Genomic DNA, 14,464 nt, shown 5'->3' on the forward strand with positions numbered 1-14,464 from the left:
CCAATAATCAGCGACTGAAAATCGGGCTTTTCGGCATCCCTAAGCCGCCCATTTTCGACTGATGAGCAACTTGTTCGGAGTTCCCCTAAACCGCTGAACATAACCGTTAATGTGGCGGAAAGAGCCGTTGGATAACTCGATTTCTACCGTGGCCTGGCTGCCAATCAGTGACTTGAGCTTTACATCGCTCTGTTGGCTGAGCAAGGCCAGATCGAATTCATAGAGCTTGGAAAGCTCTTCAGTGCCGGAAAAGTGCTCAAGCAAAAACTCATCGTTGGCTGTTTGTGTCAGGGTATTCAGCTTGAACAATCGCCTGTTTTGCGGCGCGAGCATGGAAAGAACGTCAGTTAGCATAATTTACTCCCTGTAACGGTGAACATCAGCGCGCCCGTACGGCGAAAAGCCTGCCCAACCACGAGGCAGCACGCATGCTCTGAATAGTTTCAATATCCATGAACGTGTATTGACGGTTTTCCTTCGCTTCGCGCACTTTCAGATCTCTGAGTGCACTGATCTTTTCACGATTGTAAAACACCATGAACACGGACATTAGCGCAAAGAAGTAGATCAACCCGGTGGCCGGCACGTCATGGCTTTTCATCAGCGGATAGATCACGCTGCTCAAGCCCGCCGCCAAACCCGCCTGCCACCACTGAACTTTCCGGGGCGGCTCGATGGATTCCACGCGCTGCCCTTTAAAATGGAGAATATCACTTTTACTGCGCCAGTAATAAGCCATTGCATAGGTCAACAACACCAGCACGACGGGCGCGAGCCCTAACATCAAAGAAGTTGCCGCTCCCAACTTCATTTTTTTGTAGGTAACACCCAGTGTCAGCAGCGATGCGAACATTGGTGCAACTGACATATTGAAGAACATGCGCAAATTCGCGAAACTTAGAAAGTGCTCACTGCGGTAAGCACAATTGATGCACCACAGCGTCATAACGATAATGATCAGGATCGCCGGCACCGCCATGAATGGCGGCGCCACTCCGGTCATCATCAGGGCCAATATCACGACCAGCAGCCACACCGACCAGATTTTTTTAAAAAAACGTTCTGTGTTAAACATTTAATCCTTCCCCTTCAAGAAATTACCCAGGGTAGTGCCCATCCCCGAAAAATCGTCACTCATGACAAACTGAACTGCCAAACCCGCACCCAAAGACAAGGCAATCACGACTATAGCCGGCCCTGTCAGCCCGCCGACCAATACACCGACACCAAAGGCCAATGCATTGGTCGGCTGGGTGTAAGCTGACTTCTGGAAGAACTCCGAGATGCTTTTTGCCTCCGTCGCATCTAGGTAAGCCTGGGTGCCGGACGCCAATGCGCCGCCGGCCCCCGTCAGTACTTTAACTACGCCACGGCTGCTGTACCTGGCCGCCAAATCTGCGTCCGGTTCAGCTGGTGAACGGCCAGCAACGAACGAAAGATCGAAAAGGCCAAGGCGCAAGTGCGTGCGAAGGTGGAGCACCCGTTCCGGGTGATCAAACGCCAGTTCGGCTATGTAAAGACTCGTTTTCGCGGCTTGGCCAAGAACACGGCGCAACTGACCACGCTGTTTGCCCTGTCGAGTCTGTGGATGGTGCGCCGGCAATTATTGCCTGTTGCGGGAGAGGTGCGGCCGTGAGTCCAGATAACCAAGGCTTTGCCTTGGTTATCCAATAATCAGCGACTGAAAATCGGGCTTTTCGGCATCCCTAAGCCGCCCATTTTCGACTGATGAGCAACTTGTTCGGAGTTTCCCTAAGCCCTAAGATAGCAAACCTTGCCCCAACTCATAAAAATTGCACAACGATACAATTACATACCACTTATTCAACAACTTTCAACCAACATACACCAACAAAAAGCCACAATGAATTCACTACAACTCAAAGCTCCCTAATCGCTTGCCTTATCGAGCCAATAAAAAACTCCTCAAAACTTTGATAAATTACATTTTTTTCCTTGGTTCGCTTGAACGAAAGCTGAGTTTCAACTATGACCGGCTCTCCAGCACCTCCGAGAGTCGAGACATCTATGGAATAAATCGGACCATAGCCAGAAGCTTTCACTACAATCATCGACTCATTTGCATCGCCATCAGCTCTAGCACTTTTTGTGGCAAAAACCACATTAGGAACAGACGTTGCACCAATACCGCTCTTGGTTATACCATAGTAAGTATCACCCGCAAACGACAGCGCACCATATTTCTTCAAAAACAATTTATATGATAATGGGAAATTAACACCAAGAGCTTTCTCAAAGCCTGCTATCGCTTCATCCGATGCCCCCCCTGCGCATGCAGGCTCTTCCCCGCTGGCGTTGATTTCAGATTCTATAATATCTATATAGCTCATTTTATATCCTCAAAAATCCAAGGCTCTGGCTTTCCAATAAAATTTCTTCCAAGTATTGAATGGACCGCGATTCATGCTTGGCGGCGCGCTGTTAAAAAGACGTCTTAATCCATCACTTCCTACCCAACTTTTCTCCCACTGGTTAGAATATATGTGCACCACCCTTTCATGCTTAGAATGGAAACTGCTTAGAACCTCAGCCATCGGACCACGTTCATCTTAGCTGCTTTTGCCGATCCCGGTCGGTTGCCGCTCGATGCTCAGCAACCGGTCACCGTCGTCGTATGCGAATGTCTGGCTCGCATCACGGTTGATCTTGGCAACCAAACGCCCAATGGCATCACGCTCAAACAGCGTATGGCGCTCGGGCCGCTCGGCATTTTCGCCATAGCCAATCTCATCCAGTCGTGTGAGATGACCACCGACGTTGTAGCTGAAACGTCGGGTCAGGTTATCTACCCGCACTTCTTCGCTCAACCGGTCCGAAGCGTCGTAGCCAAAGCTGTACGTGGCGTTGTTTTCGTTGACCAGCGCGGTCAGGCGAATGGCCTTGTCGTACTCGTAGCGAACCCGCTGGCCCTTGGCATCCTGACGGCTGCTCGGCAGGCCACGGGCCGTGCGCATCAGGCGGGTGGTCTGGCCCTTGCCGTCGGTGTGGCTGAGCACCTGACCGTAGACGTTGTAAGTAAAGGTTTCCGTGGTGCCGTCCGGGTGGCTGATGCGCAGCACTTCGCCGTCGGGCTTGCGCTCCAGTGTGGTGGTCTGGTTCAGCGCGTCCGTTACCGCGACCAGGTGCTGGCGCTCGTCATAGCGGTAGTACGTGCTCTTGCCCGAGCAGTCCTGGTAGCGCTCGACCTGGGCCAGGGTGTTCCACCACAGGTACTTGGACTTGTAGGTCGCATCGATGATGGTGTGCGGCAGGCCGTCATCGCTGTTCAGGTACTCGGTCATCTGGCCGAGGGCATCGAATTCGGCGAGCAGGTTGCCCTTGTCGTCGTAACGCGCTCGCCAGGTGCTGCCATCCGGGTAGCTGACCTGGGTCACCAGCGTGGTCAGGTGGTGATATTCGTAGGTGGTCTTGCGGCCCAGCGGATCGGTCTCTTCGAGCAAGCGGGAGAATTCGTCGTACTTGAATTGCAGGCGGTTACCGTCCGGCAAGGTCAGGCCGACCATGTTCCCCTGCTCGTCCAGTTCGATGGCATAGCGTTCGCCACCGTAGTCGCGGCTGGCGACCACGCGGTGATCGGCGTTGTACTGCACTTCCAGCTCGCGGCCGAGCACGTCGGTGGCCCAGCTGGTGCGGCTATCGAGATCGTAGCGGAAGTGGTAGTGCTCGCCGTCGCTGGTCCAGTGTTCGACCACGCGTGGCTTGTCGCCCTGGGTTTGCCAACGGTAGTGGCAGCCCAGCCCCAGCGCGTTGCTCTGGGTCACCATCAGGCCGTCGGCGTAGCTGAAGCTGCGCACGGTGTCGCCGTTGCGGTTGATCACCGCGCTCAGCTGGCCGTGTTCGTCGTAGCGGTACTGTGTGAGCGTTTCAACGGCCTAGTTGTCGAATTATCGGCTAAAAGAGCAATCTCGCCTGACTGCTGCAGGACGTTCTATTCAGTGTGACTCGTTTACTGGAATGACTGAGGCTAACGCCTCAGCCCTCCGACGTTAAGTTATTAAAGATCCCAGCCACACTAAATCCACTTAGAAAGTATAGCGCCGAAGGTTGAATTAAAGCCAGCATTCACTGACATTCACGCTAAAGCGCTAAAGCCAGTAAAAGCTTTCAGCCTTCAGTGCAACACCTCACACACTCACTGATCAACTTGATCCTCATGAATCAAGGACCCAATGAACTCATGAAATGAAAACGAAAGAACCCGTTGAGCACTGATGTGATTTAGATGCATATCAATATCGGGCTGAAAAATGTCCACCGCAAAATAAATCACCTTGCCCTCATTTTTATCAAGGCAAATAAAGTTACCCGCCTCATCTACGGAAAATGGCACCAAGTGTGCTGGCAAGACATTCCTGCTCACCATCAACCTGAAACAACCACCTATGTACTTAGTCTCATTCTTGTCTACAGCGCCATCACTAGCAATACTCTTAAAATCTTCAACTCTAATCGGCTCATAATTTTCCTCTTCCGCCCAAAATGCCCGATTAGGCTCACCCCCATTGAAGGTCAGGTATAGCGCCCTAAATTCCGCAGGAAATCTCATACCGATTTCAGACTCAAGTGCATCAATATCAAGCCCTGAAATAGCGACATCAGAATTGAAGAGTTTAAAATCATCCACCATATAGTCCTCAACAAGTTGTAGAAGTTATTTTTTGTGGGCGCCCTTTCAGCCACCCCTTGTCCTGCGAGATAGCTACAGTTTCAGGTGTCCCGTAAGATCCAGAAGGCAAACCGAAATGCTTCTCGAATTGTGCCACCGACCCTGTATGGGGCAACGAAGCCTCGTGCGCGGCCTGAGTTACTAACTGCATTGTTCCCTTACCAGTTACAGGATCGAAATCATCCAAATGATGCCAAGTATATTTACCAATCGATTTGACCTGAGCCTTTGACAAACCAGCTTGCTTGTAAGCTTCAGTAAAGTCTCGACCTCGAGACCCTTGCATTTGAATAGATACGATATTTTTTGGTTGCCGGTTACGGGGAACAACTCAGGCGAACCCTCAAAATTCACACTCTTGAAAGATAGCCCCCAAGGATCAATCCATGCAGTGGCATTAGGCGCATATTGGTAAATATTTACACCGCCACCTAAACCCAATGGATCTTGAGTTACAAAGCGCCCAATATCCGACGCATAATAACGGAAGGTATTATAATGCAGCTCACTCTCAACGTCGAAGTATTGCCCTTGAAATCGAAGGTTCTGCTCGACTTCACTAATATCTAGCTGCTCTAGCATGCCCCACGAGCGGTACGTAGCTTGCCAAACGACTGCGCCATCGCTGTTCGTAAGCTCCAGCGGCGTGCCAATCTGATCCGTATGGAAGTAATAGACCTTCTGCTCTTCCCCTTCAACTTGATCGACCCGCGCTAACGGCGCATAGCTACCCGGCTCGTACAGGTACAAGATGCTGTGCCCAGGAGTTTCCTCCCGCAGCATCCGCAAGCCTTGCCAGAGGAAGCGCTTCTGCTCTACCTCGCCATTCATTTCCGCCTGTTTGGCTATTCGCCTCCCCAAGCTGTCGTACCGGTACTCGCCTTGGCTATCCAGCTTGCCATTGACCAACGTCTCCGCCCGCACCAGCCGGTTCTCGCAGTCATAGATAAAGTGCTGCAGCTTGCAGTGCCCCGAGCGCTTCTCGATCAGGTTGCCCCACGGGTCGTAGCGGTACTCTTGATCCCGCCACTGTTTGATCCGGTTGTCCTTGACCTTGTCGAACTGCCGCGCATTGAAGTCCAGGCGGTTGGCTGCCGGGTCGTAGCGGAATTCCTCGCTGCCGATCAAGGAGCCAGTATCACGACTGCGCAACTGGCCGTTGGCTTCGTATTCGTACTTGATCTCACCGCGTAGTTTGTCGAGGGTACGCACCAGTTCACCGGCCGGGTCGTACTGGTAACGGCGGTGGATCGGGTTGTAGGCGTGCTCGACCAGCAACGAGGTATTGATGCCGGTGTTGTGCACCTGCGAAAGCTTGTCGGCCGGCAAGGTCGAGGCAAACTGCCAGGCCTTGCGCCCCATGGCGTCATAACCGAAGCAACTGGTGAGCTTGCCCTGGGTCCGGTACACCTCGCGGTGCAGGTCATCGCGCTCCATGTCGCTGATCACCTGACTATCCAGGTTCAGCTGGTGCAGGTGGCCGCTGCCGTAGTACAGGTGATTGACCTTGCGCCCATCCGGCAGGGTCAGCGTGGTCAGGTTGCTGAGTGGGTCGTACTCATAGCCCAAGGTGCCAGCGGGTGTGATCTCTTTGGTCAGCCGGCCCAACAGATCATAGGTGTACTCCAGTTTTTCCTCGGTCACCCCGAGTTGCTTGCCGATGCCGGTCGGGTGCCGCGCGATGCTCAGCAGCCGGTCGCCGTCGTCGTATGCGAATGTCTGGCTCGCATCACGGTTGATCTTGGCAACCAAACGCCCAATAGCATCACGCTCGAACAGCGTATGGCGCTCGGGCCGCTCGGCATTTTCGCCATAGCCAATCTCATCCAGTCGTGTGAGATGACCACCGACGTTGTAGCTGAAACGCCGGGTCAGGTTATCCACCCGCACTTCTTCGCTCAGCCTGTCCGACACGTCGTAGGCAAAGCTGTACGTGGCGTTGTTCTCGTTGACCAGCGCGGTCAGGCGAATGGCCTTGTCGTACTCGTAGCGAACCCGCTGGCCCTTGGCATCCTGACGGCTGCTCGGCAGGCCACGGGCCGTGCGCATCAGGCGGGTGGTCTGGCCCTTGCCGTCGGTGTGGCTGAGCACCTGACCGTAGACGTTGTAGGTGAAGCTTTCCGTGGTGCCGTCCGGGTGGCTGATGCGCAGCACTTCGCCGTCGGGCTTGCGCTCAACATAAGCTCTTTGCCACTTCTTGCCCTAGAAACAATCCTTAGTAAACCTTGCGATCTAGAATTCTAAAAAAGCGTCATTTTCAAAATAGTATTTAAAAGCCTCAAAGTAATCCTCAACAGTGGCCGAGGGAAGCTGCTGGTCCGTATAATTAATTACATCCTGTATCATTGGAGTGTCTAGTGTTTCGATCCATCCTTCATTAGCCACCTGCGGCGGGAGATAATCAGTCGAATCTGGGGGAAAGTCACGACTATCTAATGAGAACGCACCCTTTGTATCCAGGGTCCAATTGCTATTTGGTAAATAGAACCAAGAGTCCGGCATTTTATCCAGATTTTCTAGAACTTCCCGTATACTATAAACTCTCATAACCACCTCAGCACGATGTGTTTTGTAATGCCTTAAATCCACCCTTTTGATTAGGGTGTAAACTGGCTTGCACCGGTCCCTTCGCTTGGTGTTGCGCTCTCGGAATAAGCTCTATATCTTTAGGAGACTGAGCATTATGGTGCCAAGAGTGGTTTGGTGGGCTTCTGTCACTGAAGCCTCCTCTGGGTCCGGGTTGAATATGCTCCACTACTTCAGCGGGTAAAGCAGCCTTAAGCTCAGGGTATTGTAGCGTACGATTGTATAGCTCTTCATTAGCATATTTGAAATGCGCCCCCCTGTTCAAACTATGAATTTCTTGCGGCATCTCTACACTGGTCCATACGCTATATTGTGAACTAGATAGCGGACGGCCGCTACCGTCTACACCAGACCACCCCCACGGATCAATCCAATTGATGGGATTGAGCGTATAAAAATATAAATTTAGCCCACCCGCTAATCCAATCGGGTCTTGAGTAGCAAAGCGCCCAGCTTCCGGATCATAATATCTAAAGGTATTGTAGTGCAGTCCTGATTCATAATCAAAGTACTGGCCTTGGAAGCGTAGGTTCTGCTCGACCTTATCGACAACCAATTGCTCAATCGCCCCCCAAGACCGATACGTCGCCTGCCAAACAATCTTGCCCTCGCTGTCCGTCAACTCCAACGGCGTACCAATCTGGTCCGTATGGAAGTAATAGACCTTCTGCCCTTCCCCTTCAACCTGATCAACCCGCGCCAATGGCGCATAGCTACCCGGCTCGTACAGGTACAAGATGCTCTGCCCTGGCGTTTCCTCCCGCAGCATCCTTAGCCCTTGCCAGAGGAAGCGCTTCTGCTCGACCTCGCCATTGATTTCAGCCTGCTTGGCTATTCGCCTCCCCAAGCTGTCGTAACGATACTCGCCTTGGCTTTCCAGCTTGCCATTGACCAACGTCTCCGCCTGCACCAGCCGGTTCTCGCAGTCATAGCTGAAGTGCTGCACCTTGCTATGCCCCGAGCGCTTCTCGATCAGGTTGCCCCACGGGTCGTAGCGATACTCCTGATCCCGCCACTGTTTGATCCGGTTGTCCTTGACCTTGTCGAACTGCCGCGCATTGAAGTCCAGGCGGTTGGCTGCCGGGTCGTAGCGGAATTCCTCGCTGCCGATCAAGGAGCCAGTATCACGACTGCGCAACTGGCCGTTGGCTTCGTATTCGTACTTGATCTCACCGCGTAGTTTGTCGAGGGTACGCACCAGTTCACCGGCCGGGTCGTACTGGTAACGGCGGTGGATCGGGTTGTAGGCGTGCTCGACCAGCAACGAGGTATTGATGCCGGTGTTATGCACCTGCGAAAGCTTGTCGGCCGGCAAGGTCGAGGCAAACTGCCAGGCCTTGCGCCCCATGGCGTCATAACCGAAGCAACTGGTGAGCTTGCCCTGGGTCCGGTACACCTCGCGGTGCAGGTCATCGCGCTCCATGTCGCTGATCACCTGACCATCCAGGTTCAGCTGGTGCAGGTGACCGCTGCCGTAGTACAGGTGATTGACCTTGCGCCCATCCGGGAGGGTCAGCGTGGTCAGGTTGCTGAGTGGGTCGTACTCGTAGCCAAGCGTGCCGTCAGGGGTGATTTCTTTGGTCAGCCGACCGAGCAGATCGTAGGCGTACTCAAGCTTTTCTTCCGTGATCCCAAGCTGCTTGCCGATCCCGCTCGGTTGCCGCTCAGTGCTCAGCAACCGGTCACCGTCGTCGTATGCGAATGTCTGGCTCGCATCACGGTTGATCTTGGCAACCAAACGCCCAATGGCATCACGCTCGAACAGCGTATGGCGCTCGGGCCGCTCGGCATTTTCGCCATAGCCAATCTCATCCAGTCGTGTGAGATGGCCACCGACGTTGTAACTGAAACGCCGGGTCAGGTTATCCACCCGCACTTCTTCGCTCAGCCGGTCCGAAGCGTCGTAGGCAAAGCTGTACGTGGCGTTGTTCTCGTTGACCAGCGCGGTCAGGCGAATGGCCTTGTCGTACTCGTAGCGAACCCGCTGGCCCTTGGCATCCTGGCGGCTGCTCGGCAGGCCGCGGGCGGTGCGCATCAGGCGGGTGGTCTGGCCCTTGCCGTCGGTGTGGCTGAGCACCTGACCGTAGACGTTGTAGGTGAAGGTTTCCGTGGTGCCGTCCGGGTGGCTGATGCGCAGCACTTCGCCGTCGGGCTTGCGCTCCAGCGTGGTGGTCTGGTTCAGCGCGCCTGTTACCGCGACCAGGTGCTGGCGCTCGTCATAGCGGTAGTACGTGCTCTTGCCCGAGCAGTCCTGGTAGCGCTCGACCTGGGCCAGGGTGTTCCACCACAGGTACTTGGACTTGTAGGTCGCATCGATGATGGTGTGCGGCAGGCCGTCATCGCTGTTCAGGTACTCGGTCATCTGGCCGAGGGCATCGAATTCGGCGAGCAGGTTGCCCTTGTCGTCGTAACGCGCTCGCCAGGTGCTGCCATCCGGGTAGCTGACCTGGGTCACCAGCGTGGTCAGGTGGTGATATTCGTAGGTGGTCTTGCGGCCCAGCGGATCGGTCTCTTCGAGCAAGCGGGAGAATTCGTCGTACTTGAATTGCAGGCGGTTACCGTCCGGCAAGGTCAGGCCGACCATGTTCCCCTGCTCGTCCAGTTCGATGGCATAGCGTTCGCCACCGTAGTCGCGGCTGGCGACCACGCGGTGATCGGCGTTGTACTGCACTTCCAGCTCGCGGCCGAGCACGTCGGTGGCCCAGCTGGTGCGGCTATCGAGATCGTAGCGGAAGTGGTAGTGCTCGCCGTCGCTGGTCCAGTGTTCGACCACGCGTGGCTTGTCGCCCTGGGTTTGCCAACGGTAGTGGCAGCCCAGCCCCAGCGCGTTGCTGTGGGTCACCATCAGGCCGTCTGCGTAGCTGAAGCTGCGCACGGTGTCGCCGTTGCGGTTGATCACCGCGCTCAGCTGGCCGTGTTCGTCGTAGCGGTACTGGGTAAGCGTTTCCACCGCTTCGTTGTTCACCACGCGCTTGATGTCGGTCAGGCGACCCAGCGGGTTGTCGTAGTGCAGGTGCACGCGGGTGCCGCCGGTGGCGCTGATGTCGGTCAGTGTGCCGTCGGGCGTGCGGGTGAAGTGCAGGAAGTGGCCGAGGACGTTCTCGATACGCTGCAGCGGCACTTCGGTGTTGGTGTCTGGCACTTCGCCGAAGTAGAAGAACAGGTTATCGAGGGTCTGCAGGATGTAGTGGCCGCCCTCGGTGCACACCAGGTACACCTGCTCGTACGGGTTGTAGATGCGCTGCCCCGGTTGCAGGGTCACGAACGGGACTTCGCGGCCCTGGTTGTCGGTGAGGTAGATGAATGCCCCCTGGCGGCGCAGGCTCTGCTCCCAGGGCAGCACCCAGCCGCGGCCGAGTACGCTGTCGACCGTCAGGTCGCTGGCGTAGAAGCGCGACCACTCGATCGGCATCAGGCCCGGCAGGCTGAAGTCGATTTCATCGGGGATCAGCTTGCGGCCCGTGGTGAGGTCGACGGGGTTGCCGACCAGGCCGCCGATAGCCTTGCGGGCCACGGGTTCGACCACGTAACGGCTGGCCACCTCACCGGCGACGAAGCCGGCCGTGAACTTCAGGGCGCAAGGCATGACGGCTTTCATGCCGGCCTGGGTACCCGCCTTGATCAGCTGGGCGATACCGCCTGCGGCACCGGCGATGGCCATCAGTACATCCACGGTGGTGCGCAGCCACTCCGGGACTTCATCGTCCACGGGCAGGTAACGGTAGGTGCCGCCGCCGATGATGACGTTGTCCGAACCACCGGAAATGGTGGCGCCGCAGGTCAGCTTGTCGCCCTTGCGCGCGGCGGCGACGCTGTTGATGAAGACGTTGGTCGAGCCTTCGGCAATCTGCACCGGCCCTGGGTGCTTGTCGCAGGCACCGATGCTTTTTTCGACGCGGGCGGCCTTGCGGCTGTTGATGAACACGTTGGGTGAGGCAGTGGTTATCGTCCCTGAGGGGGACGAGAACATACTGCCTATCGCCTCTCCGGCGGCAGTCAGCAAGCTGCCCCCGATGCCGGCTGCGAGGCCGGCCAGCAAGGCCACGCCGAACCCGCAGGTGAACGTGGCGATGGCCACCGTGGCCACCAGCGCAATCCCCAGGGCGGCCCCGATCAGGAAGCCCCCCAGCGCGCTGGTGTGCGATATCTCGTCGCCGAACCTGGCCGCTTCGAACATGAGGGATTACTCCTGTTCGCCGGACTCGGCGCTGGTTTCGGACGGGGCACGCGGGGTGAAGCTGGCCAACAGGTTGTCCCAGTCCTGGTTCTGCTGGGCACTGAAGTCGGCCTGTGCAGTGGTGGAGAAGATCAGGGCACGCCCGGGGCTGATGATGAAGGCGGCCTGGCGCTGGTACAGCGGGCGGCCCTGGTTCATGTAATAGGCGTCGATCTGGATACCGGCAATGGGTGCGGTAACCGAGAGCGTGACGGCCTTGTTGCCCATGCGGGTGTAGCCGCGCAGCTTGGAGGTGAGCAGCTTGACCTGGCGATCGACATAGGCCTGCAGCGCTTCGTCCGGCAGCAAGGTGTCACGCGAGATGGTGATGCTCAAGGGTGCTGGAACACTGGCACCCAAGACGAACATGTTGACCGTGCGGTCCTCGAAACCTGCCGGCAGCGCAATGCCGCCTTCCTGTAATTCGTAATCCATGCGATGAAAATTCCTGATAGCGAAAAAATCTGGGTCAGCCCTGCGCGAAGCCATCGAGCATGCGGTCGAACTCGGCCAGCCACTGGCTCAGGCCGGGCTTGCTGGGGTCGATCACGCTGGAGATATCCAGCCATTGCAGCGAATCGCTGCCGGCAATGGGCACCAGTGCGCCGACCAGGCGACCGTGCCGAGGCTCGTGGCCGGCATTGAAGTGAAAGTCCACGACCTTGGCCGGGTTCCCAGCCAGGAGGCAATCACGTTGGCGAATCACACGCAGTTGCGGGTTCAATTCGCGCAAAGCCTCGACTGCGCTCTGGAACAGTTGCTCCAGCGGCTGCCTGGCGCGCACATCACGACGGCGGATGCTGAGGCTGACCGGCTCGCCTTCATGCTCGAGGGTGGTCTGGATGTCGCGAAAACGAAAGCCGAGCGGAAACTGCAAGGAGAACCCTGCGAAGGTGAAAGCGCTGGCGACATCCTGCAACACGGCTGGCACCGGTTCCGGCTCGGGCACAGCCTCGGGCACATGAGCAGCTTCCGCCAGACTGGCCAGCCGCACAGACTCCTCTTGCGCTTCGCGCCTGGCGGAGATGCGGTCGTAGATCGAGGGCTTGTACATGAACCTTGCCTCAGTCGTTGATCCGCACTGCGGCGCCAGTGATCTGGGTGGTGTCGGTACTGGTGGTCACGATGACCTTGCCTTTGATCTCGATGCCTTCCGGGGTCAGCGTGATGCTGCTGTCGCCCACCTGCAGGATGATGTGCTGCTTGGCGGCCACCTGGATGAACTGGTTGTCGACCTGCAGGGTGTAGGAACCTTCGGTCACCTGCACCACGGTGTCTTTCTTGACCGTTTCGGTGTGCGTACCACCAACAGTAATCGAGCGGTTGTTCCCCACATCGTGGGTCTCATCCAGCTCGATCTCGGTATCCATGTTGCGCTCGGCATGCATGATGATCTGCTCGGCGCCGGCCTTGTCCTCGAAGCGGAAGAAGTTGGCGGTACCGCCGTCGCCCTTCATCGACCGGGTCAGGAACCCACTCTGGGTCTTGTTCGCCGGCAGCGACCATGGCGGGGTGTTGGTGCTGTTGTACAGGCTGCCCATGATCAGCGGCCGGTCCGGGTTGCCGTCAAGGAACACCACCACCACCTCGTCGCCTACGCGTGGGATCTGGATGCTGCCGAAGCCGCCGCTGGCGCCGGACTGGGTGACGCGTACCCAGCAGGAGCTCTGATCATTGAACTCACCGTTACGATCCCAGTGGAACTGCAACTTCACCCGCCCCAGTTCATCGGTGTAGATCTCTTCGCCGTGTGGACCGACCACAATGGCAGTCTGGGGGCCGCTGATGCCCGCCCTTGGGGTGCGCAGTGCAGGGCGGAACGGGATTTTACGGCGGATGCAACTGAAGCTGTTGCGGTAGCCCGCTTCGCCATCGTTGGCGTAGTTGTTCTGCCCCCAATGGGTGACGGAAAGCAGCAGAAACTGGCGATCGTCCGGGGCGTCGTTGTCGTGATCGTAATGCTGGCTCAGCTCGAAGTAATGGCCAGGTTCCATGGCACGGCAATTACTCTCGCCATGGAAGGTCTTGCCGTCGACCTCCATCGCCTCCAGCCGACGACGTGCCTTGCGCATGCCTTCATCGGCGTCGGCATAGCCGTAGAGGCCTTCATATTCGAAGACCTCGTACTGGCCAACCTCACCCTGCTGGTTGACGGAGTTCAGTTGCACCAGATGCGGGTTACCGGGTTGCTTGTAGTCGAAGGACTTGAGGGTCAGGCGGGTTGGCTGCATCCGTCGCGCCGAAGACCACGCCGTTATCGAGTCGGCGGTTTCAGTGACCGAAGCACTGTGGTAGCGGATCAGTGGCTGACGCTCCAGCTGCGGCAGCATGCTGCTGTCATCGCTGATGATCATGCGATGGCCTTCCTGGGAGTGCTCGAAGGTGAAGAACAGCCCTTCCTGCTCAAGCAGGCGCAGCACGAAATTCAGGTCCGATTCCTGATACTGCGTGCAGTAGCTGATTGGCTTGAGCGGCTGGCTCAGGCGGAACTCATGCTCGGCCAGGGACAGGTAGTAATCGAAAACTTCCTTGACGATCTGCTCAGTGGTCTTGTCCTGGAAGATGCGCGAGTCGCGGCGACGGCTGAGAATCCAGATCCAAGGCACCAGTTCAGCGGTGTAGTTGGCAATACCGCCATCGGCACCGGTGTGCACGAAGTCCGACACGTGCGCGCTGATGTACCTTGTGGTGCCGTTGGCCAAGGCAATCCCCAACGTGACTTTCTTGCCGATGAGTTTCTTCAGTTCGATGCGAGCGTCTTGCGAAATGAGGTGTGCCTGGAAACTGAACAACTCCGAAATCGCCTCGCGGCCGCTGAAGCTGAGGAGTTGCAGTTCTTGCTCGGGAGGCAGTGGAGAATCGAAGGTGAACAGGCGTTGATGCTGGGTGAGCATCGACTCGAGGGCATCCGTAATCATATCAATGCATCCTGCATCAAGCTGGAAATCTCACAATGAAAACGCGCTTGGCCGGGA

General features: G+C 56.6%; 11 protein-coding genes and 3 pseudogenes. 1 reads left to right on the forward strand and 13 read right to left on the reverse strand.

Annotated features, from left to right (window positions below):
• Positions 1-39: 39 nt before the first annotated feature.
• Genes ACE4QZ_RS14245 through ACE4QZ_RS14255 form a run of 3 tightly spaced genes read right to left on the reverse strand, consistent with a single transcriptional unit; the run spans position 40 to position 1,459 of the window.
• Positions 40-354, reverse strand: coding sequence for a contractile injection system protein, VgrG/Pvc8 family (locus ACE4QZ_RS14245; protein ID WP_021785701.1), 315 nt, complete (start codon positions 352-354; stop codon positions 40-42).
• 25 nt (positions 355-379) lie between these two features.
• Positions 380-1,075, reverse strand: coding sequence for a hypothetical protein (locus ACE4QZ_RS14250; protein WP_021785700.1), 696 nt, complete (start codon positions 1,073-1,075; stop codon positions 380-382).
• Complete coding sequence (locus tag ACE4QZ_RS14255) at positions 1,076-1,459, reverse strand: hypothetical protein (protein WP_080694520.1); 384 nt, start codon at positions 1,457-1,459, stop codon at positions 1,076-1,078.
• Here ACE4QZ_RS14255 and ACE4QZ_RS14260 point away from each other — a divergent pair.
• Positions 1,430-1,636 (forward strand): annotated as a pseudogene (locus ACE4QZ_RS14260) (transposase); the annotation flags it as partial. The gene ACE4QZ_RS14255 and the pseudogene ACE4QZ_RS14260 overlap by 30 nt on opposite strands.
• A 244-nt stretch (positions 1,637-1,880) precedes the next feature.
• On the opposite strand, the gene ACE4QZ_RS14265 reads toward ACE4QZ_RS14260, so the two are convergent.
• The 10 genes and pseudogenes from ACE4QZ_RS14265 to tssI form a co-directional block, all read right to left on the reverse strand.
• Positions 1,881-2,351 (reverse strand): SMI1/KNR4 family protein, encoded by a 471-nt coding sequence (locus ACE4QZ_RS14265; RefSeq protein WP_021785697.1) that lies wholly within the window; start codon positions 2,349-2,351, stop codon positions 1,881-1,883.
• A 9-nt stretch (positions 2,352-2,360) separates the two neighbouring features.
• Positions 2,361-2,555 carry a hypothetical protein gene (locus ACE4QZ_RS14270; RefSeq protein WP_080694568.1) on the reverse strand — a complete coding sequence of 65 codons (195 nt, stop codon included), beginning with the start codon at positions 2,553-2,555 and terminating at the stop codon, positions 2,361-2,363.
• 24 nt (positions 2,556-2,579) lie between these two features.
• Positions 2,580-3,785 (reverse strand): annotated as a pseudogene (locus ACE4QZ_RS14275) (type IV secretion protein Rhs); the annotation flags it as partial.
• 368 nt (positions 3,786-4,153) lie between these two features.
• A complete protein-coding gene (locus tag ACE4QZ_RS14280) occupies positions 4,154-4,645 on the reverse strand; it encodes an SMI1/KNR4 family protein (protein ID WP_230849560.1) in 492 nt (163 codons plus the stop codon).
• A 10-nt stretch (positions 4,646-4,655) separates the two neighbouring features.
• On the reverse strand, positions 4,656-4,973 hold the full coding sequence (locus tag ACE4QZ_RS14285; RefSeq protein ID WP_080671182.1) for an HNH endonuclease: 318 nt from the start codon (positions 4,971-4,973) through the stop codon (positions 4,656-4,658).
• 77 nt (positions 4,974-5,050) lie between these two features.
• Positions 5,051-6,865: pseudogene (locus ACE4QZ_RS14290) on the reverse strand (RHS repeat-associated core domain-containing protein); the annotation flags it as partial.
• A gap of 376 nt (positions 6,866-7,241) precedes the next feature.
• On the reverse strand, positions 7,242-11,450 hold the full coding sequence (locus ACE4QZ_RS14295) for an RHS repeat-associated core domain-containing protein (protein ID WP_392504222.1): 4,209 nt from the start codon (positions 11,448-11,450) through the stop codon (positions 7,242-7,244).
• Positions 11,451-11,456: 6 nt separating this feature from the next.
• Positions 11,457-11,924, reverse strand: coding sequence for a DcrB-related protein (locus tag ACE4QZ_RS14300; protein ID WP_003248404.1), 468 nt, complete (start codon positions 11,922-11,924; stop codon positions 11,457-11,459).
• 34 nt (positions 11,925-11,958) lie between these two features.
• Positions 11,959-12,543: a hypothetical protein gene (locus ACE4QZ_RS14305; protein WP_021785694.1), complete on the reverse strand. Its 585-nt coding sequence runs from the start codon at positions 12,541-12,543 to the stop codon at positions 11,959-11,961.
• Positions 12,544-12,553: 10 nt separating this feature from the next.
• Positions 12,554-14,407 (reverse strand): type VI secretion system tip protein TssI/VgrG, encoded by a 1,854-nt coding sequence (gene tssI, locus ACE4QZ_RS14310; protein ID WP_021785693.1) that lies wholly within the window; start codon positions 14,405-14,407, stop codon positions 12,554-12,556.
• Positions 14,408-14,464 lie beyond the last annotated feature (57 nt).

Origin of the sequence: Pseudomonas sp. DCA-1, from assembly GCF_046523955.1 — a bacterium.
Lineage (GTDB): Bacteria > Pseudomonadota > Gammaproteobacteria > Pseudomonadales > Pseudomonadaceae > Aquipseudomonas > Aquipseudomonas putida_Y.

Bases quoted from the DNA above. Each gene is read 5' to 3' on its own strand.
- ACE4QZ_RS14245 (WP_021785701.1), bottom strand. From the start codon at position 354: ATGCTAACTGACGTTCTTTCCATGCTCGCGCCGCAAAACAGGCGATTG.
- ACE4QZ_RS14250 (WP_021785700.1), bottom strand. From the start codon at position 1,075: ATGTTTAACACAGAACGTTTTTTTAAAAAAATCTGGTCGGTGTGGCTG.
- ACE4QZ_RS14265 (WP_021785697.1), bottom strand. From the start codon at position 2,351: ATGAGCTATATAGATATTATAGAATCTGAAATCAACGCCAGCGGGGAA.
- ACE4QZ_RS14270 (WP_080694568.1), bottom strand. From the start codon at position 2,555: ATGGCTGAGGTTCTAAGCAGTTTCCATTCTAAGCATGAAAGGGTGGTG.
- ACE4QZ_RS14285 (WP_080671182.1), bottom strand. From the start codon at position 4,973: ATGCAAGGGTCTCGAGGTCGAGACTTTACTGAAGCTTACAAGCAAGCT.
- ACE4QZ_RS14295 (WP_392504222.1), bottom strand. From the start codon at position 11,450: ATGTTCGAAGCGGCCAGGTTCGGCGACGAGATATCGCACACCAGCGCG.
- ACE4QZ_RS14300 (WP_003248404.1), bottom strand. From the start codon at position 11,924: ATGGATTACGAATTACAGGAAGGCGGCATTGCGCTGCCGGCAGGTTTC.
- ACE4QZ_RS14305 (WP_021785694.1), bottom strand. From the start codon at position 12,543: ATGTACAAGCCCTCGATCTACGACCGCATCTCCGCCAGGCGCGAAGCG.
- tssI (WP_021785693.1), bottom strand. From the start codon at position 14,407: ATGATTACGGATGCCCTCGAGTCGATGCTCACCCAGCATCAACGCCTG.